The organism is Streptosporangium oxazolinicum (assembly GCF_039537505.1).
Classification (GTDB): domain Bacteria; phylum Actinomycetota; class Actinomycetes; order Streptosporangiales; family Streptosporangiaceae; genus Streptosporangium; species Streptosporangium oxazolinicum.
The window spans coordinates 442,595-460,531 of record NZ_BAABAQ010000005.1; the positions used below are offsets into that span (position 1 = coordinate 442,595).

Genomic DNA, 17,937 nt, shown 5'->3' on the forward strand with positions numbered 1-17,937 from the left:
GGCGCGTATCCCCCGAGTGGCACGGCCCCTCCGAGCGCATGGCTCCTCCGAGCGCATGGCTCCTCCGAGCGGCATGGCGCGTAAGGCTATAGGAAGAGGCTCAGGATCAGGACGAAGACCAGGCCGGTCACCGAGATGATCGTCTCCATCACGGACCAGGTCTTGATGTTCTGGCCCACGGTGAGCCCGAAGTACTCCTTGACCAGCCAGAAGCCCGCGTCGTTGACGTGGGAGAAGAACAGCGAGCCCGCGCCGATGGCGAGCACGAGCAGGGAGGTCTCCCCGACACTGAGGTTGGCGACCAGCGGGGCGAGGATCCCCGAGGCCGTGACGGTCGCGACGGTCGCCGAGCCCGTGGCCAGCCGGATGAGCACGGCGACCAGCCAGGCGAGCAGCAGCACCGACAGGCCGCTGTTCTCCACCCACGTGGCGATGAGGTCGCCGATCCCGGTGTCGATCAGCGTCTGCTTGAAACCGCCGCCGGCGGCCACGATCAGCAGGATGCCCGCGATCGGCGGCAGCGACTGCTCCAGGGACTTCGCGATCGCCTTCCTGTCCATACCGGCACCGAGGCCCAGGGTGAACATCGCCACGATGACGGCGATGAGCAGCGCCACCAGCGGCGTACCGAGGAAGTCGAGCACGGTGCGCAGGACGTTGCCCTCGGCGGTGAGGATGTCGGCGAGGGCCTTGCCCATCATCAGCACGACCGGCAGCAGCACGGTGGCGAGGGTGACGCCGAACGACGGACGCCGGGTGTCCTCCGCCGGGGACCGGGTCTCGTAGAGCTCCGGTGCCGGTACGTCCACCCAGCGGGCCGCGTACCTGGAGAACAGCGGCCCGGCGATGGCGATCGTCGGGATGGCGATGAGCACGCCCAGACCCAGCGTGATGCCGAGATCGGCCTTGAGGGCGTCGATGGCGACCAGCGGGCCCGGGTGCGGAGGGACGAGCCCGTGCATCACGGAGAGGCCCGCGAGGGCGGGGATGCCCACCCGGATCAGGGAGACGCCGGAGCGGCGCGAGACCAGGAAGATGACCGGCATCAGCAGGACGAGGCCGATCTCGAAGAACATCGGCAGGCCGATCAGCGAGCCCACCGCAGCCATCGCCCAGGGCAGGGATCGGGGGCTGGACCGGCCGACGATCGTGTCCACGATCTCGTCGGCCCCGCCGGAGTCGGCGAGCAGCTTGCCGAACATCGCGCCGAGCGCGATGAGCGTGCCGACACCGGCCGCGGTGCTGCCGAACCCGTCGGTGAAGGCGGCGATGGTGTCGGTCATCGCCAGGCCCGCGACGGCTCCGACCGCGAGCGAGCCGAGGGTCAGGCTCAGGAAGGGGTGCAGCTTGAAGTACGTGATCAGTACGACGATCAGCGCGATGCCGACGAGCGCGGCCGGGACGAGCCTGCCGGGGGAGGTGGCGGCGGGCTCGGCGAGGGCGGTGAGGAGCGGGCTCACCTCGCGCTCCCGCCCTCGTCGTCCCGGCCTCGGTCACGGTCCTGAGGCGCGGCCGGGTCGGCCGGGGCGGTGGAATCGGCGGGGGGCGGTGTCCGGGCCGTCGCGGCGAGGTAGGCGTCCACGAGCTCGTCCACGGGCGAGGAGAAGTCGAGGACGATTCCCTGCTCGTCGGGTTCCAGGGGTTCCAGGGTCTTGAACTGCGACTCGACCAGCGAGGCGGGCATGAAGTGCCCCGGACGGCCTGCCACCCTCCGGCGTACGGCGTCCATCTCACCGTGGAGATGGACGAAGCTCACCGTCGGCGCGGCCTCGCGCAGGATGTCGCGGTAGCTCCGCTTGAGCGCCGAGCAGCTCGCCACGCCGCCGGTGGCCGCGTGGTCGCCGAGCCAGGCGCCGATCGCGCGCAGCCAGGGCAGCCGGTCCTCGTCGTCGAGGGGGATCCCGTCCGACATCTTGGCGATGCTGGCCTCGGTGTGGAAGTCGTCGGCGTCGGCGAACGGCACCCGTAACCGCTGGCTGAGGGCGGCGCCCACGGTGGTCTTGCCGGAACCGGTCACCCCCATGACGACGAGCAGCGCGGCGCCGGGGGGTGGTGAGGCGGGATCCTGAGCGGGGTTCATGGAGAGGGCCTCCCATGTCGATCTTCGCGACAGCCTGACTGGATCGGTGGTACCGCGACCCAGAGTTGAGGTTAAGAAATCATACTTTTGTGAAGATATGTCACCATTTGTGATGGTTGGCTACTGCGGGAAGGCGGTGGCCGGACGACTATGGGACTGCACTGGAGCGTCCTGAATAAACCCGGTTCACCGGCCGCGTCGGATGATCTTGTCGCCGGTCAGCCGCCGGAAGCCGAGGGACCGGCTCCGCTGGAGGGTGTCTCGGGCGATGACCGGTGTCCTGGAGCCGGTGGGACAGGCCGATGGCCCGTAGCCGCGTCGGCGTCATCGCGACGACGCGAGCGGCCACGCGGCCGGGAGCCGACCGCGGGTCTCGTCACCCGTTCGGCGGGGGAGGCCCGATCATGAGATCCGGCGGCGACTCCGGGGCCGGGGCGGGGGAATGGACGTCGATCCTCGGACCCTCGAAGATTTTCGCCGGGTTCTGGGTTCGAGTGTTCGGTGAGGTCGGCGAAGGAGACGTCAGGGCTTGCGGGCGACGCCGCAGAACTGGGACACCTCCGCGGCCTCGCCCCACGGGGAGTGTTCCGGACGCCATCGCGAGCAGGAGACCACGCCGGGCTCCAGAAGTTCCAGGCCGTCGAAGAACGAGGTGAGGTGGTCTCGGTCGCGGGCCACGATCGGGGTGCCGCCCCGCTCCATGAACCGCCGCATCGCCTCGTGCATGGCGTCGCCGTGAACCTCGGCGGTGGCGTGCGCGATCACCAGGTGGCTGCCCGAGGGGGCGGCGTCGATCAGGTCCTGTACGACCTTCCGGGCCTCGCCGTCATCGGTGAGATGGTGCAGGATCCCCAGCAGCATCAACGCGACGGGCTTGGTGAAGTCGAGGGTCTCCGCGGCCGCCCGCAGGATGTGGTGGGGGTCGCGCAGGTCGGCGTCGATGTAGTTGGTGGCGCCTTCGGGACTGCTGACGAGCAGGGCGCGGGCGTGGACCAGGACCAGCGGGTCGTTGTCGACGTAGACGACCCGGGACTCCGGGGCGATCCGCTGCGCCACCTCGTGCGTGTTGTCGGCGGTGGGAAGGCCCGTGCCGATGTCGAGGAACTGGCGAACCCCGGCCTCGGCGACGAGGTACTGGATGCAGCGGCCGAGGAACGCCCGGTCGGCACGGGCCGAGTCGACGATGCCGGGGATGAGGTGCTCGACCATGTCACCGGCCTCGCGGTCGGCGGGATAGTTGTCCTTTCCACCCAGCCAGTAATTCCAGATGCGGGCCGAATGTGGCCGATCGGCATCGAGCTCCACGGGCTGCCAGTCGGATTCGCGAGGGGTACTCATGGGGGTGGGGTCCGTTCATGAGGGATTCGCAGCAAATGAGGTAGGAGGTAGTTGATCACAACCGTGATGTTCACGGCAAATCATCTCGACATCCAGAGCGGTCATTGAAACGATCCATGCGCGTTTCCGGGCTTCGGGCGAGGTGGGGCGGCCGATCCCGTCGTCCCAGGGTGAAGTCGGCGGGATCTCGGGATGGAAGTGGGCCGACGTTACGGGCGCCCGAAAGAGGACACTTTTATATGAATATTTCCGCTGAAAACAAATGAGCGGCCATCGGCCACACCCCCGACCAGCTCTGACCCGATAGGACTCCGTCCTCCGACCTCCTCCCGCACGGACGGTCCGGCACGTGCCCCATCCCTTACGGCCCCCCTCGCTCGGTGGGTGCCGCGAATTGGACGAGGAAGGGTTGCGCGCCGAAGACCCGGACGCGCTGGACGCGTAGCGGGACGAACCGCCGCCGGATCCCGGCCGCGATGTCACCGGCGTCCTCGGCGTCGTACCGGTTGAAGGTACGCCTTCCCAGGAAGGACGCCGACACCTCGACCCCGGTGGCCGCGCCGGAACCTCCCTGCTCCTCCCGCAGCGGCATCAGCGTGCCGAGGTCCACGGTGTCGGCGAGCTGGGCGAGTACGGTCGCAACCGGCGGCGGCGATCATGAGAACGATCGCGGCGATCAGACCGCCGTATGAGGACCGCCGTATGAGGGGGGAGCGCGGCGGGCACTCCGGCCGCGGGTCCGCGGGCTGCCGTGCCGTGTCGCCGGTCGTTATCACCGCCGGGGCCGTTTACGAGTTCATATATCGAAATGTTTTATATCTTCTTTTCGCCTCTTTCGAGGTTTGACTGCTTCCCCTCGTAACTACTCGCTGCTCTCGCGTGTGAGGCGTCTTGACCTGCTTTCCTTACAAATTAGACAATTGCTGTGCTTATTGAGAAACGGAATTAAAAGTGGAAAATAAGTGCTCTGCAGGGATACCGGCGGATACTCCGGCCGGAGCGGTTGTGGAGGGGTCATGGGAAAGTGGCGGGCCGTGATCGTCGCGGTGCTGACGCTGTTCGTCCTGGGCGCGGGAGCGTCGTCTCAGGTGGCGGCCGAGAAGTCGTACGAGGTCTGGCTGGTCGACCAGTCCAATACCAACGGGCTCGCCCACGGCGGCACCGTCCGCGTGTACTCCGGTCGCGATGTCACCCGCCGGTTGTCGGCCGCGCGGCCCGTCGACGTCATAGATCTGGGTGGCGCGACCTCGTCCCTGTGCCTGGCGAGGACCGGCAGCGTGCCCGTACGCCCCCACATGATTGTTTTCAACAAGGCCGACACCCATGCCGCGATCGCCTTCGTCGCCAGCGGCCACGTGGTCGTCTTCGACGCCCGTACCCGGCGGCCGCTCACCTGTCTCATCACCGAGGCGGGGGTGGGAGGGGTGCGGCAGGCTCACGCCCTCTGGCCCACCGAGGACGACAGGTACCTGATCGTCTCCAACCAGAACGGCAAGAGGCTGGAGCGCGTCAGCACCGACTACGCCTCGAACACCTTCGTCCAGCAGCCCGCCGCGACGATCGACCTGGCCGGTTGCACCACGCCGAACGGCGCGCCGTGCCAGTCACCCCAGCTTCGTCCGGACAACGCGCCGATCTGCCCGTTCATCGCCTCGGACAACGGCCCGGTCTTCGTCAGCCTGCGGGGTGGCGGGATGCTCGTGGTCGACTGGCACACGACGCCGATGTCGATCGTGGCGGAGTACGACACGACCAGGATTCCCGCGAACGGATGCGGGTTCATCGAGGCCAAGGGCAGTGTCTTCGGCAACGGGGGCGGGGGTACGCCCGCCAACCTCGACCAGTTCAGCGTCTTCCGGCTGCCGATGAGCGGCTACTCGCCCGCCAACCCGCCCAACACCCCGGCGGTCCAGCCGCTCTTCAACGACGACTCGCCCGAGCGCGACGCCCACGGTGTCCTGGTGTCCGCCGGGGAACGTCACGTGTGGGCCGGTGACCGTGACGCCAACGTCGCCGAGGTCTTCAACGGGGCGACCGGCGCCCACGTCGGCACCGTCGACCTCGTCTCACCGTTCAGCGCGGACCCGACGGTCGATCTCTTCGCCGTCTCACCGGACCACAGGTGGGCCTTCGCCTCGACGCGGGGGCCGAACCCGCTCTCCGGCGACCCGCACTCCTCCCACGGGAGCGACCCGGGGATGCTCATCGTCAAGCTGACCGGCAACGGGAAGAAGGGCAAGGTGGAGGGCCTGATCCGGATCTCCAACGTGGACGCCGGAGGTGTCCAGCGGGCCGACGCCCACGGCATCCGCGTGCGACGTACGAACTGACCGGACGGGCCGGCGGCTTCTGGTGGCGGCTCCTCGACGCCGCCGAGCCGAGGTGGGGCGAGGGAGTTCCCGCACGTGAGGGAGAGGCCGCGGCGGGCGACACTGACGAGGGTTCCGCACGCGCGGGAGGGGCCGGCCTCGCCGGTCGGCCCCTCGGGGAGTCGGCGTCAGTTGGGGTTGGCGGCGTGGGTCAGGGTCTCCCAGGCGACGAAGAGGACGTTCGTCCCGGCCGGGCGCTGCTGCTCGGTGAGACGCTGGGTGTTCGTCATGGCGATGCCCATCCGGTTGCCCAGGGCGTTGAAGCCGACCTCGGTGATCGGTCCCAGGCCGAGGTGGAGGGTGCCCCCGCACAGTGAGGACGGCACGGCGGCGCCGAGCTGGTACTTCGCCTGCATGCCCAGCGCGTGGCGCAGCCGCTCGCTGATCTCCGGGTAGAGGTCCTGTCCCTGGATGCGGGTGGTCTCGGCGAAGTGCGAGATGGCCGACAGCCCGTACCCGGTGTGGGTGAAGTCGCGGCAGGTCTCCTGGGTGAGGCCGTCCATGAAGGTGGACTGGCCCTGCCAGTAGTTGATGATCTCGGCGCGGGTGTCGATGCCGCTTCCCGGAGGTGCCTTGGGGAGCGCGCCGTCGGAGGAGATGTAGATGAAGGCCGGAACCCGCCCGCGGAACTTGGCCACGGCCTTGTCGTAGCTCGCCCTGTCCTCAAGGAAGACGGAGATGCCGAGCGCGGCCTCCATCATGCTCAGTTCCCAGTTGCCGTTGCTGTTGGAACCGTTGATGATCTTCGGCAGGTAGACGGTGCGCAGCATGGTGGAGAAGCGACTGACGGAGGCGGCGGACCAGCCGGTGTAGGTGTAGCGGATGATCTCGGCGGCCCTGGGCCACGAGGACCCGGCCCACCCGGTCTGCAGCGGGGCGTTGCTGTTGGTGTGATCCCTGATCACCGCGGACCAGGCGTCCATGATCTCGATGGCCTTCTGCGCGTACCTGCTGTCCTGCGTGATGTACCAGGCCAGCGCCATCGTGTACGCGGCGAGCGCGTCCTGGCGCTCGTCGGTGCAGCCGTTGTTGGGGTTGGAGTACGAGCCGCACTCCACGATCGCGCGCGGCTTGGGAGTCCGCGACAGCGACGCCAGGGAATGCCTCATCATCTGGTCGAAGGCGCCCTTCCACGGCTGGGCGCCGGAGTTGACCTTCGAGCGGACGAAGTCGAGCTGGGACCTGCCGACCAGGACTCCCGGGTGGGTGAAGGTCGCCGGGGCGGCCTTCGCCCCCGCGACCGGAAGGTTCGGCGGTGGCGCTCCCTTCGCCTGCGCGGCCGGGAGGTTCGGCGGTGGCGCTCCCTTCGCCTGCGCGGCCGGGAGGTTCGGCAGCGGCGCGGCACCGGCCGCGGGGGCGGCGAGGGGGGTGACGGCGAGAGCCGCGGCACCCAGGATCGCGGCTGCCGTCGTTCGGATGCGTCTGAGCATGTGGAGCTCCTCGCTGGCCTGACAGGCCAAGGGGGGTGGCGAGAGGTCTCGGCCGGGGGCCTCGATGACCGCCTATCCAACCGATCTCGACAGCGGTCCGTCAATATTTTTAGGAAACTTTCCTAACATTTAAGGTTGGACGCGGGGGTGGCGTTGGGCCGTGTCTTCACAGTGATCCAGGCGTGCGGGATCGTCATCGGGTGATTCGTCGTCGTGAACCGTCCGACGCGGAATTGCGGTGGCCGCGCGGGCGCGGGGCCACATATGTTCGCTCCATGGTTGACGCGACTTTCGGGCACCCGCGCCTCGCCGCCATCTACGACCCGCTCGATCCGGACCGCGGCGATCTCGACGCGTATCTCGCGATGGCGGAGGAGTTCGGCGCGCGGTCCGTGCTGGACATCGGGTGCGGTACGGGCGTGTTCGCGCTGCTGCTCGCCGAGCGCGGGATCACGGTCACCGGGATCGATCCCGCGCGGGCGTCCGTCGACGTCGCGCGTGGCAAGCCGGGCGCGGAGCGGGTGCGCTGGCTCGACGGCGACGCGGGGGACCTGCCGCCCATGCGGATCGACCTGGTGACGATGACCGGGAACGTCGCCCAGGCGATCGCCGATCCGCGGGCATGGCATAGGACGCTGCGCGGCGCGTACGAGGCGCTGCGGCCCGGCGGGCGGCTTGTCTTCGAGACGCGCGATCCGGCGCGGCGCGTGTGGGAGGAGTGGGCGGAGTGGACGCGCGAGACCACGTACCGCGTGACGGACATTCCGGGCGTCGGCCCCGTCGAGACCTGGGCCGAGCTGACGGATGTGAGCCTGCCGCTGGTGAGCTTCCGGGGCACGCACGTGTTCGCCGCGGACGGGGACGTGCTGATCTCGGAATCGACACTTCGCTTCCGCGAACGTACGGAGATCGAGCGGGACCTGCACGAGCACGGCTTCGTCGTCGAGGAGGTACGCGACGCACCCGACCGGCCGGGTAAGGAGTTCGTGTTCGTGGCGCGGCGCGATACCGCGGGGCCCGTCACTCCTCAAGGACCTGCGCACCACGCATGGCCGGTCGAAGGCACTCCCTAGACCGGTCGCCCGTTCTCCGGTGCCGGTGGTGCGACACACTCGTGACCGCCCGCGCCCCGGTCGAGGATGTCCTCGTACACCCCGACCTTGTAGCCGATCAGGTCCAGGCAGCGGGTGAGCTGCCCGATCTGGGCGGTCACCCGCTCCCGGTGCTGGCGCAGGAGGGCGAGCCGCTCCTCCTCGTTGCCGTCTCCCCGCCTGACCATGTCCGTGTACTGGCGGATCGCGGGCAGGGGCATGCCGGAGGCGCGGAGCACGACGCAGAGGGTCACCCACTCCACGTCGTCCTCGCCGTAGACGCGGCGCCCGCCGGAGTCACGCCGTACGGGGTTGGCCAGGATGCCCTCGCGCTCGTAGAAGCGCAGCGCGTGAACGCTCAACCCCGTGCGCTCGGCGACCTGCCCGATGCTCAGACCCGTTGTGCCCATGCCGCCCAGGATACGGACTTGACCTAGAGCCGACTCTAGCTCCTACGCTGCGGGACGTCGCGACATCACGTCCGGAACGACCAGCAAGGGAGTACGGCCCATGCGTTACCGCGTCCTCGGCGGCACCGGCATCGAGGTGAGCGTCCACTGCCTCGGAGCCATGATGTTCGGCGCCGTCGGCAACCCCGACCACGACGACTGCGTCCGCATCATCCACACCGCCCTCGACCGGGGCGTCAACTTCGTCGACACCGCGGACATGTACTCCGCCGGTGAGTCGGAGGAGATCGTGGGAAAGGCGCTCAAGGGGCGTCGCGACGACGTCGTGCTCGCCACCAAGGTGCACTTCAGGATGGGGGAGGGCCCCAACCGGAGCGGCAACTCGCGGCGCTGGATCCTCAAGGAGGTCGAGGAGAGCCTCCGGCGCCTGGGGACCGACTGGATCGACCTCTACCAGATCCACCGCCCCGACCACTCGACCGACATCGAGGAGACGCTCTCCGTGCTGAGCGACCTCGTCCGTCAGGGGAAGATCCGCGCCTTCGGCTGCTCGACCTTCCCCGCCGAGGAGATCGTCGAGGCGCACAACGTCGCCGAGCGCCGCGGACTCCAGCGCTTCAGGACCGAGCAGCCGCCCTACTCGCTGGTCGCCCGGGGAATCGAGGCCGCCGTGCTCCCGGTCTGCCAGCGGTACGGGATGGGGGTGCTGACCTGGAGCCCGCTCGCCTCGGGGTTCCTCACCGGCAGGTACCGGAAGGGGCGGCCCATCGACCTGTCCACCGGCCGCGCCGCGCTCACACCGGCGCGTTTCGATCCCTCGATTCCCGAGAACGCCGCCAAGCTCGACGTCGTCGAGAAACTCGTCGAACTCGCGACGGACATCGGCTGCTCGCTCCCCGAGCTCGCGGTGGCCTTCGCCGCGGCGCATCCCGGCGTCACCTCGGTGATCACCGGGCCGCGGACCATGGACCAGCTGGAGGGGCTGCTGAAGGGTGCCTCGCTCATCCTCGACGACGCGGCCCTCGACCGGATCGACGAGATCGTGCCGCCCGGCACCAACCTGTACCACCCCGACGGCGCCTGGCGTCCGCCCTCGCTCACCGACACCGCGCGGCGGCGGCGCCCGCTCGCGGAACGCGCCGCAGGCTAGCCCCGATCTCCCGCGACGTCCGTCGTGGGCGCCGGTAGGGGGCGGCGCCGTGATCGACGAACGCCGGAAGCGGACGCGCACCTCCCGGATATGTCCGGGAGGTGCCCGGGGTGTGCCGCTATTGACACGGCAATGGCGGGGTAGCAAGCTGAACCGATATGTACAAATCGATTTGCGATACCGATGTGCCCTTTCCGCCGCAGGTGGTGACGCATGAGTGACGTTCCCGGGCGGGTCCTGGTGACCGGGGCCGCGGGCAGGCTGGGGCGTCTGATGCTCGACCTGCTCGCGCACCAGGGCGTGGCCGTCACCGCCCTCGACCTCCGGGACCCGGGCGGGCCGGTGGCGGGCCGGGTGATCGTCGGGGACGTGGGAGACCCGGCGACGGTGCGCGACGCGCTCGACGGCGTGGACGCCGTCGCGCACTTCGCCGCGATCCCGGCCCCGGTTCTCGGCACACCGGAGGAGGTCTTCTGCGGCAACACCCGGGCGACCTTCGTGGTCCTGGAGGAGGCGGGCCAGGCGGGGGTGCGCCGGGCCGCCATCGCGAGCAGTTACTCCGTGCTCGGCTTCCCCTGGGCCTCGCGCCTGCTGCACCCGGCCTACCTGCCGATCGACGAGGCGCTGCCCCTGCAGGTCGAGGACCCGTACGGACTGTCGAAGCAGGCGGACGAGGCGACCGGCGCGATGATGGCGCGCCGCTACGGCATGACGGTCGTCGCGCTGCGCTTCCCCCTGCTCGGCGGGCCGGGGGACAAACTCGACAAGCGCGCGGAGGAGTACGCGGAGGATCCCGGCTCCGGCGCCGCCGAGCTGTGGACCTACCTTGACGGCAGGGACGCCGCCCTCGCCACCTGGCAGGCGCTCACCCGGCCGATCGAGGGTTACCGCGCGATCTTCGTGACGGCCGAGGACACGCTGGCCCCGCAGCCCACCGAGGAGTTGCTCGACCGCTTCCACCCCGGAGTCGAGCGGCGGGCGCCGCTGCCGGGCAGGGCCGTCCCGATCGACCTGGGAGAGGCCCGCCGCCTGCTCGGCCTCACCGTCCGGTATCCCTTCCCCGTGCCGGACGCGGCGGACGTGCCAGAGACCGCGTGACCCCTCTTCCCGTACCGGAGGCCGTATGACATCCCTTCCCATACCCGAGACCCAGGCCCCCTGGCCCGCCAGGGACGCGCTCCGCGTCACGGGGGTGCGGCCGATCGTCACCGCCCCCGAGGGCGTGCCCCTCGTGGTCGTCCGCGTCGACACCAGCGATCCCGGCCTGTACGGCCTGGGCTGCGCGACCTTCACCCAGCGCTTCCACGCCGTGGCCGCCGCGGTGGAACACCACGTCGGCCCCCTCCTGATCGGCCGCCACCCCGCCGACATCGAGGACATCACCAGGATGGTGCACTTCTCCTCCTACTGGAGGAGCGGCCCGGTCCTGAACAGCGCGCTCTCGGGAGTGGACCAGGCGCTCTGGGACATCGCGGGCAAGCGCGCGGGCATGCCCGTGTACGAGCTCCTCGGCGGGCGGGTGCGCGCCGCGGCCGACACCTACCTGCACGCGGGCGCGGCCACCGTGGAGGAGACGATCGAGGAGGCCCAGGCGATCCTGGCGTCCGGATACCGCCACGTGCGGCTCCAGTCGGGGGCGCCGGGGCTCGGCCACTACGGCTCGCCGGGCTCGCCGGGCGGCTATCCCGGCTCCCCGTACCCCGACGGGTGGGACGTGCAGCGCTACCTGCGCGACACCCCGAAGCTGTTCGAGCGGGCCCGCAGGGAGCTGGGGGAGGAGCCGGGCCTGATGCACGACGTGCACTCGCGGCTCACTCCCAAGCAGGCGATCGCCCTCGCGCGGGCGCTCGAACCGTACCGGCTCTTCTTCCTGGAGGATCCGATCGCGCCGGAGTTCTACGACCGCCTGCCCGAGGTCCGCGAGGCCGCCCCGATGCCCATCGCGGCGGGCGAGCAGCTCGGCTCCGTCGCCGACGCGGCCAGGATCGTCCGCGAGGGCGGCGTCGACCTGCTGCGGCTGCACGTCTCGTCGGTGGGCGGGCTCACCCCCGCCCGCAAGCTGGTCGCGCTCTGCGAACTGACCGGCGTGGGCACCGCCTGGCACGCGCCCGCGGACGTCTCACCGGTGGGCGCCGCCGCCAACGTGGCGCTCGACGTGACCACCCCCGCCTTCCAGATCCAGGAGGGGCACCTCTATCCGGAGGCCGTCCACGAGGTCTTCCCCGGCACGATCGGCCCCGTCAACGGATACCTCTACCCGAACGACGCGCCCGGCTGGGGGATCGACCTGGACGAGACGCTGGCGGCCAAGTATCCGCCGCTGGAGCACCTCCACGAGCGCTGGTCGGCCCGGGTGCGGCGGCCCGACGGCGGCATCGAGCCGCCCTGAGAAACTTATAGTGGGTGTAAGGAGTGTGTCGATGTAAGATCTGCCCATGGTCCCGGCACCCTCCGAGGAGCGACCCCCCACGCGGCGTGAGCGGAGGAAAGGGGAGATGCGGCGTGCCATCGCGGGCACGGCCCGCCGCCTGTTCGCCGAGCGCGGCTTCGAGAGCGTGACGGTGGCCGAGATCGCGGCGGTGGCCGACGTCTCGGCCAAGACCGTCTTCAACCACTTCCCGGTCAAGGAGCAGATCTTCTTCGAGGCCGACCCGCTCGGGTGGCCCGCCCCCGAGCGGGCCCTGCGGGAGCGCGTGGCGGGGGAGGGGCCCGTCGACGCGATCCGCCGCGTCATGTCCCGGCCCGCGGCGGACGCCGGGGAGGGCGTGGCGAGCGCCGGGTCGGTCGCCGTCCACGCGCGGGTCTACCGCGACAGCCCGGCGCTGCGCTCGTACTCCCGGGAGATGTTCGCGGAACAGGAGCGCGCGCTGCGCGAGGCGATCGAGTCCGGTGCCGGTGCGGCCGGTACGGAGGAACCCGGCGCGGGAGGAGGGCTCGGGGCCGGGGTGGTGGCCGCGCTCGTCCTGGCGGCCGTCCGCGAGGTCTGGGAGTCCACCCTGCTCAGGATCGCCGCCGGTGCCGCCGTCGAGGACGCGGCGGCCCTCGGGCGCCGAGAGCTGGGCGCGGCCCTCGACCTCCTCTCCCACGACCGGCCGGACCACGCCTCACCGGACCGCGACCGGCCCGACCGTGACCGGCCCGAACGCGACTCGCCGGACCGCGACCGGACGGGCTGCGATCGGCCCGGCCGGGGCTCGCCGGATCGTGGCTCATCCGATGCCCCGCCCGACCAGGCCCCGCCCGGCCAGATCCCGCCTGATCAGATCCCGTCCGACCACGCCCTGTCCGCCCACGGCTCGCTGGGGGAGGCGGGGAGACCGGGGGGACGAACTCCGGCGGGAGGCGGGGAGAGCGGCGCCGGAGGGCGGGACGTCCCCGTGCCGATCCGCGGCGATCGCCCCAGCATCACCAGGGTCGCGCAGCTCGCGGGGGTGAGCGCGACGACGGTGTCGCACGCGCTGAACGGCCGCAGGCCGGTGGCCCAGGAGACGCGGCGGCGGGTGCTGGAGGCGATCGACCAGCTGGGATACCGGCCCAACGTCCTCGCCCGGGGACTGCGCACGAGCAGGAGCCAGACGATCGGGTTGATCATCCCGGACATCACCAACCCCTTCTACCCGGCGCTGGCGCGCGGGCTCCAGGACGTGCTGGGACCGGCGGGCTACGACGAGATCATCAGCAACACCGACGGCGACCGGAAGATGGAACGCACCGCCATCGAGCAGATGATCGCCCGGCAGGTGGACGGCCTCGCCTTCGCGGTCTTCCACACGCACGCCGAGGACCTGCTGCCCGTCATCGGGGCGGGCATCCCCGTCGTGCGGCTCGGGGGCCGCCTGGTCCAGGCGGGTGTCGACGTCGTGCACAGCGACGACGAGGGCGGGGCCGCCGAGGCCACCCGCTACCTGCTGGAACGCGGCTACCGCAGGATCGGCTTCGTCTGCGGCCCGTACGCGGAGGGGCCCGCGGCCGAACGCGTCGCGGGCTACCGTTCCGCGCTGCTGGCCGCCGGAGCGGACGCCGATCCCCGGCTCGTGGCGCACACGCACTTCAGCCGGGCGGGCGGCTCCTCGGGCACCGCCCGGCTGCTCGACCTGCCGGACCCCCCGGACGCCGTGCTGTGCGCCAACGACATCATGGCCATCGGCGCGCTCGACAGGGCCGAGGAACGGGGGCTGCACGTGCCCTCGGACCTGGCCGTCATGGGGTTCGACGACATCGAGGCGGCGAGCCTCGTCTCGCCGGGGCTGACCACCATGGCCAACCCGGCCAGGGAGATCGGCCAGGCCTGTGCCCGCCGCCTGCTGGAGCGGCTGCGGGGCGGGACGGCGGAGCCCTCCGCCGAGACGGTCATCCCGGCCCGGCTGGTCCGCCGCCGGTCGGCCTGAGCAGGCCGTCGTGCCGACCTGAGCAGGCCGCCGTACCGGCGGACACCTTCGCCGCGCGTGCCGCCGGGGCGCGTTCACGTGCTCACCGGACCCGCGCCGGGGTGTGGCGGCGTTGTCCTCGTCCGGACCGCCCCGGTTTCACCGTGCCCCGCTGTATCCCGCTACACCCGGCTGTATCCCTCCTTATCCCCCTCCGCTCCAGAGTGACCCTTGACACGCGCTGTGTTGCGTGTAAGTTTCGGAACCAATCTTAACGATTTGCGCGGACGTCGCCCCGTGATCCGGATCTCCGCCGGGGCACGGGCGAGAGCCCGGACTCATCACCCGCGACCCCCCGAGGAAGTGACGATGCCGATGCCAACCGGCCCATCCCGATCACCCCACCGCGCCCGCAGGGTGCCGGAGCCCGACAGACGCGGGAGTTCAGGACCGTCGTGCACGGCCCGCGCCGCACGTACCACACCGGTGGGGAAGGAAGCGACATGAGAGCAGGCAAGCGGGTCCTCGCCGCCGGTCTGGCGCTCGCGGTGGGACTCACCGCGGCCGCCTGCGCGGGCGGGGGACAGAGCGGTGAGCAGGGCGGCGGGCAGGCGGCCGGGCAGACGCTGAAGATGTGGACGTTCAAGCGGACCCACGCCGACGCCCTGACCAAGGCGGCCGAGCAGTTCAAGACCGAGACGGGCATCGCGGTCACCATCGAGGCGGTCACCCCCGACGACGTGTTCGTCAGCAAGGTGCAGAGCGCCGCGCAGACCGGCGACCTGCCGGACGTGCTGGAGATGCACGCGGGCGGCGAGGACCTCGAGATGGGCTCATCGGGGCTCCTGGTCGACCTGGCCGCCGACGTCTCCGACGCCTGGAAGCAGCGGCTGTTGCCGACCACCCGCGAGGCCGGGCTGATGACCCAGCAGCGGATCGACCTCGCGGCCAACGACTCGCCGTACAAGCAGGTCAAGGCGGGCACCCTGTTCAGCGTGCCGTTCACGGCCGGTGCGTTCGGCATCGTCTACGCGAACAAGGAGAAGCTGAAGGCCGCCGGGCTCGACCCCGACACGCCGCCGAAGACGTGGGAGGACTTCCTCGCCGCGCTCAAGGCGACCACGGACAAGGACCCGAAGCAGGGCGGTCTCTCCCTGGGGCTGAAGGTCACCCAGACCGGCTACAACTGGGCCTACCAGCCGCTGGCCTTCTCCTACCTGGGCAAGGAGAAATTCCAGGCGCTGTTCGCCAAGGGCGCCGCGCAGGGTTTCGCCTCGCCCGACGGGGTCAAGACGCTGGACCTGTACAGCAAGCTCACCCCGTACTGGATGCCCGGTACGACGTCGCTCGGCATCGACGAGGCGGACATCGCCTTCGCGCAGGGCAAGTCCGCCTTCAACGTCGGCGGCACCTTCACCCTGGCGTTCCTCGCGCAGAACGGGATGACCCCCGACAAGGTGCTCGCCTTCCCGATCCCGCCGTCGACCGAGGGGGTGAACAAGGAGATCGTGATGTCGCCGCTGGCGCTCACCTCCCTCGGCGTCACCGCCACCAGCAAGAACCGGGAGGCGGCGGTCAAGTGGCTGGACTTCGTGACCTCGCCCAAGGGTGCGGGCGTCGTCGCCAAGACCTCGCTCGACCTGCCCGCGACCGACCTGGGCGCGGAGGCGGAGACCCTGCTCGGGCCCGACCTCGCGTCGCTGCAGAAGTACTTCACCGGCGCCCCGGAGGCCAGCTACGACGCCGGTGACACCACCTTCTTCCCCTCCGACTACGACCAGGTCAAGCCCGGGAACCTGATGGTCAGGCTGACGCCGCTCAAGGAGGTCACCCCGCAGCAGGCCGGGCCGGAGATGGACAAGATCATGGGCTCCATGTGGAAGTCCACCCAGTGAGCACCCTCACCACCGAGGATCGTGCCGGGCGGCTCCCCGCGGAGTCGCCCGGTCGCGGCCCCGGTCGCGGCCGGGGCCGCTGGGGGCGGTGGCTGACCGGGTGGGCCTTCGTCCTGCCCGCGGTGGCGCTGTTCCTGCTGATGGGGGTCTACACCATCGGCACCGGTCTGGCGCTGAGCTTCGCCAAGTGGAACGGGCTCACCCCCGAGTGGATATGGGTCGGCTTCCAGAACTACCTCGACCTGCTGTACGCCGACCCGGTGCTCGCCCCCGAGCTGCGCCGGGCCGCCTGGAACACCTTCCAGGTCATGGTGGCCGTCCCGGCGCTCACGGTGGCCATCTCGCTCCCGCTCGCGGTCGCGCTGAACTCCGTCCGGCGGCTGCGCGGGGTGCTCCGCTCGGTGTACTTCCTGCCCTACGTCACCACCGGCATCGCGGTCTACTACGCCTGGCGCTACGTGCTGGAACCCGACGGGGCGATCAACGTGCTCCTGGGGTCCGTCGGCCTGGGCAGCCTGTCGCAGCCGCAGGGCTTCCTCGGCAATCCGGACACCGCGCTTCCCACGCTGATCCTGGTCCTGGTCTGGTCGAGCGTTCCCGTCGCCACCCTGCTCTACCTCAGCGGGCTGCAGGCCATCGACCCCAACGTGATCGAGGCCGCCCACATCGACGGGGCCGCGCCGCGCCAGGTGCTGCGCCGCATCGTCTGGCCGCTGCTGACGCCCCTCACCGCGGCCATCGTGCTGCTCGGGGTGCGGGACGCGCTGCACGGCTTCCAGATCTTCCTGATCATGACGAACGGCGGGCCCGGCGGGCACACCGACGTGCTCGGCCTGCAGGTCTACCGGCTCTCGTTCATGAAGGAACTCGCCCAGACCCTGGGGCTGGCCAGCGCGCTGGGCTGGATGCTCTTCGCCGGGGCCCTGCTGCTCACCCTGGTCAACGCGCGGCTGCTCAGGAGGATTCGATGATCGGGTCGCGCGTCGTGCGGACCATCGCCCGCACCGCCCTGGTGGCGTACGCGCTCATCAGCCTGTACCCCTTCCTGTGGATGCTGTCGGGTGCCTTCAAGACCAGGGAGGAGATCCTGCGGAGCGGCAGCCTCATCCCGGAGAACCCCACCTTCGACACCCTGCTGTCCACGTGGAGCCGTCTGCACTTCTTCGAGTACTTCCTCAACAGCCTCCAGGTCACCGCGCTGACCGTCGCCGGGGTCCTGGTGGTCTACAGCCTCGCCTCGTACGCCTTCGCGGTGCTGGACTTCCCCGGCAGGAAGGTGCTCTTCTGGTTCTTCGTCTCACTACTGTTCGTCCCGGGCATCACGGTGCTGCTCCCCGTGGTGATCCTGGAGAAGGACCTCGGCATCCTGGGCTCGCACCTGGGACTGGTCCTGCCGTTCGTCAACGGCACCGCCCCGTTGACGGTGCTGCTGCTCACCAACGGGTTCAGCTCGATCCCCCGGGAGTTGCGCGAGGCCGCCCGCGCGGACGGGGCGCGAGAGTTCCGGATCTTCTGGTCGGTCTACCTGCCGCTCGCCCGTCCCACCCTCATCACGGTCGCGGTGCTGACCGCGGTGCCGACCTGGAACGAGTACGTCCTCACGCGGGTGTCCCTCAACGATCCCTCCCTCTACACCCTGCCGATCGGCCTGGAGACCCTGCTGTCGTCCGACGTCCCGCACTACAACGAGGTCATGGCCGCGTCCCTGATCATCGTCATCCCGGTCATCGCGCTCTTCCTCCTGCTGCAGCGCTACTTCGTCAACGGCCTCGTGGGAGCCGTCAAGGGCTGATCCCCCGGGCGGGGC

15 protein-coding genes are annotated in these 17,937 nt (G+C 70.4%); 9 read left to right on the forward strand and 6 right to left on the reverse strand.

The genetic code is table 11. The features are described 5' to 3' along the window. Positions 1–86: 86 nt before the first annotated feature. From ABD817_RS17265 to ABD817_RS17280, 4 genes are all read right to left on the reverse strand, one after another. Positions 87–1,460, reverse strand: a complete 1,374-nt coding sequence (locus tag ABD817_RS17265) for a GntP family permease (RefSeq protein WP_344918964.1) — start codon at positions 1,458–1,460, stop codon at positions 87–89. After that, the gene (locus ABD817_RS17270; RefSeq protein WP_344918965.1) at positions 1,457–2,080 is read right to left on the reverse strand and encodes a gluconokinase; all 624 of its coding nucleotides are present in this window, start codon (positions 2,078–2,080) and stop codon (positions 1,457–1,459) included. The genes ABD817_RS17265 and ABD817_RS17270 overlap by 4 nt, the downstream gene beginning before the upstream one ends. A gap of 522 nt (positions 2,081–2,602) precedes the next feature. Next, positions 2,603–3,418, reverse strand: a complete 816-nt coding sequence (locus ABD817_RS17275; RefSeq protein WP_344918966.1) for an SAM-dependent methyltransferase — start codon at positions 3,416–3,418, stop codon at positions 2,603–2,605. A 361-nt stretch (positions 3,419–3,779) separates the two neighbouring features. Beyond that, positions 3,780–4,028 carry a hypothetical protein gene (locus tag ABD817_RS17280; RefSeq protein WP_344918967.1) on the reverse strand — a complete coding sequence of 83 codons (249 nt, stop codon included), beginning with the start codon at positions 4,026–4,028 and terminating at the stop codon, positions 3,780–3,782. A 406-nt stretch (positions 4,029–4,434) separates the two neighbouring features. Here ABD817_RS17280 and ABD817_RS17285 point away from each other — a divergent pair, with 406 nt between their 5' ends. Continuing rightward, on the forward strand, positions 4,435–5,748 hold the full coding sequence (locus ABD817_RS17285) for a YncE family protein (protein WP_344918968.1): 1,314 nt from the start codon (positions 4,435–4,437) through the stop codon (positions 5,746–5,748). 167 nt (positions 5,749–5,915) lie between these two features. Here ABD817_RS17285 and ABD817_RS17290 read toward each other — a convergent pair whose 3' ends face one another. Continuing rightward, positions 5,916–7,217, reverse strand: a complete 1,302-nt coding sequence (locus ABD817_RS17290; protein ID WP_344918969.1) for an alginate lyase family protein — start codon at positions 7,215–7,217, stop codon at positions 5,916–5,918. A gap of 275 nt (positions 7,218–7,492) precedes the next feature. Between ABD817_RS17290 and ABD817_RS17295 the strand changes: the two genes are divergently transcribed. Next, a complete protein-coding gene (locus tag ABD817_RS17295; protein WP_344918970.1) occupies positions 7,493–8,290 on the forward strand; it encodes a class I SAM-dependent methyltransferase in 798 nt (265 codons plus the stop codon). Here the strand turns inward: ABD817_RS17295 and ABD817_RS17300 are convergent. Beyond that, on the reverse strand, positions 8,287–8,718 hold the full coding sequence (locus ABD817_RS17300; protein WP_344918971.1) for a MerR family transcriptional regulator: 432 nt from the start codon (positions 8,716–8,718) through the stop codon (positions 8,287–8,289). The two genes, ABD817_RS17295 and ABD817_RS17300, sit on opposite strands and share 4 nt — an antisense overlap. Positions 8,719–8,818: 100 nt before the next feature. Here ABD817_RS17300 and ABD817_RS17305 point away from each other — a divergent pair, with 100 nt between their 5' ends. The 7 genes from ABD817_RS17305 (at position 8,819) to ABD817_RS17335 (ending at position 17,922) form a co-directional block, all read left to right on the forward strand. Continuing rightward, positions 8,819–9,868 (forward strand): aldo/keto reductase, encoded by a 1,050-nt coding sequence (locus ABD817_RS17305; RefSeq protein WP_344918972.1) that lies wholly within the window; start codon positions 8,819–8,821, stop codon positions 9,866–9,868. 213 nt (positions 9,869–10,081) lie between these two features. Beyond that, on the forward strand, positions 10,082–10,966 hold the full coding sequence (locus ABD817_RS17310; protein WP_344918973.1) for an NAD-dependent epimerase/dehydratase family protein: 885 nt from the start codon (positions 10,082–10,084) through the stop codon (positions 10,964–10,966). A 25-nt stretch (positions 10,967–10,991) separates the two neighbouring features. Continuing rightward, positions 10,992–12,257 (forward strand): enolase C-terminal domain-like protein, encoded by a 1,266-nt coding sequence (locus tag ABD817_RS17315; protein ID WP_344918974.1) that lies wholly within the window; start codon positions 10,992–10,994, stop codon positions 12,255–12,257. 106 nt (positions 12,258–12,363) lie between these two features. Then, complete coding sequence (locus tag ABD817_RS17320) at positions 12,364–14,256, forward strand: substrate-binding domain-containing protein (protein ID WP_344918975.1); 1,893 nt, start codon at positions 12,364–12,366, stop codon at positions 14,254–14,256. Positions 14,257–14,738: 482 nt separating this feature from the next. After that, complete coding sequence (locus ABD817_RS17325) at positions 14,739–16,130, forward strand: ABC transporter substrate-binding protein (RefSeq protein WP_344918976.1); 1,392 nt, start codon at positions 14,739–14,741, stop codon at positions 16,128–16,130. Beyond that, positions 16,127–17,101 (forward strand): carbohydrate ABC transporter permease, encoded by a 975-nt coding sequence (locus ABD817_RS17330; protein ID WP_344918977.1) that lies wholly within the window; start codon positions 16,127–16,129, stop codon positions 17,099–17,101. The genes ABD817_RS17325 and ABD817_RS17330 overlap by 4 nt, the downstream gene beginning before the upstream one ends. Next, complete coding sequence (locus tag ABD817_RS17335; RefSeq protein ID WP_344918978.1) at positions 17,098–17,922, forward strand: carbohydrate ABC transporter permease; 825 nt, start codon at positions 17,098–17,100, stop codon at positions 17,920–17,922. The genes ABD817_RS17330 and ABD817_RS17335 overlap by 4 nt, the downstream gene beginning before the upstream one ends. Positions 17,923–17,937 lie beyond the last annotated feature (15 nt).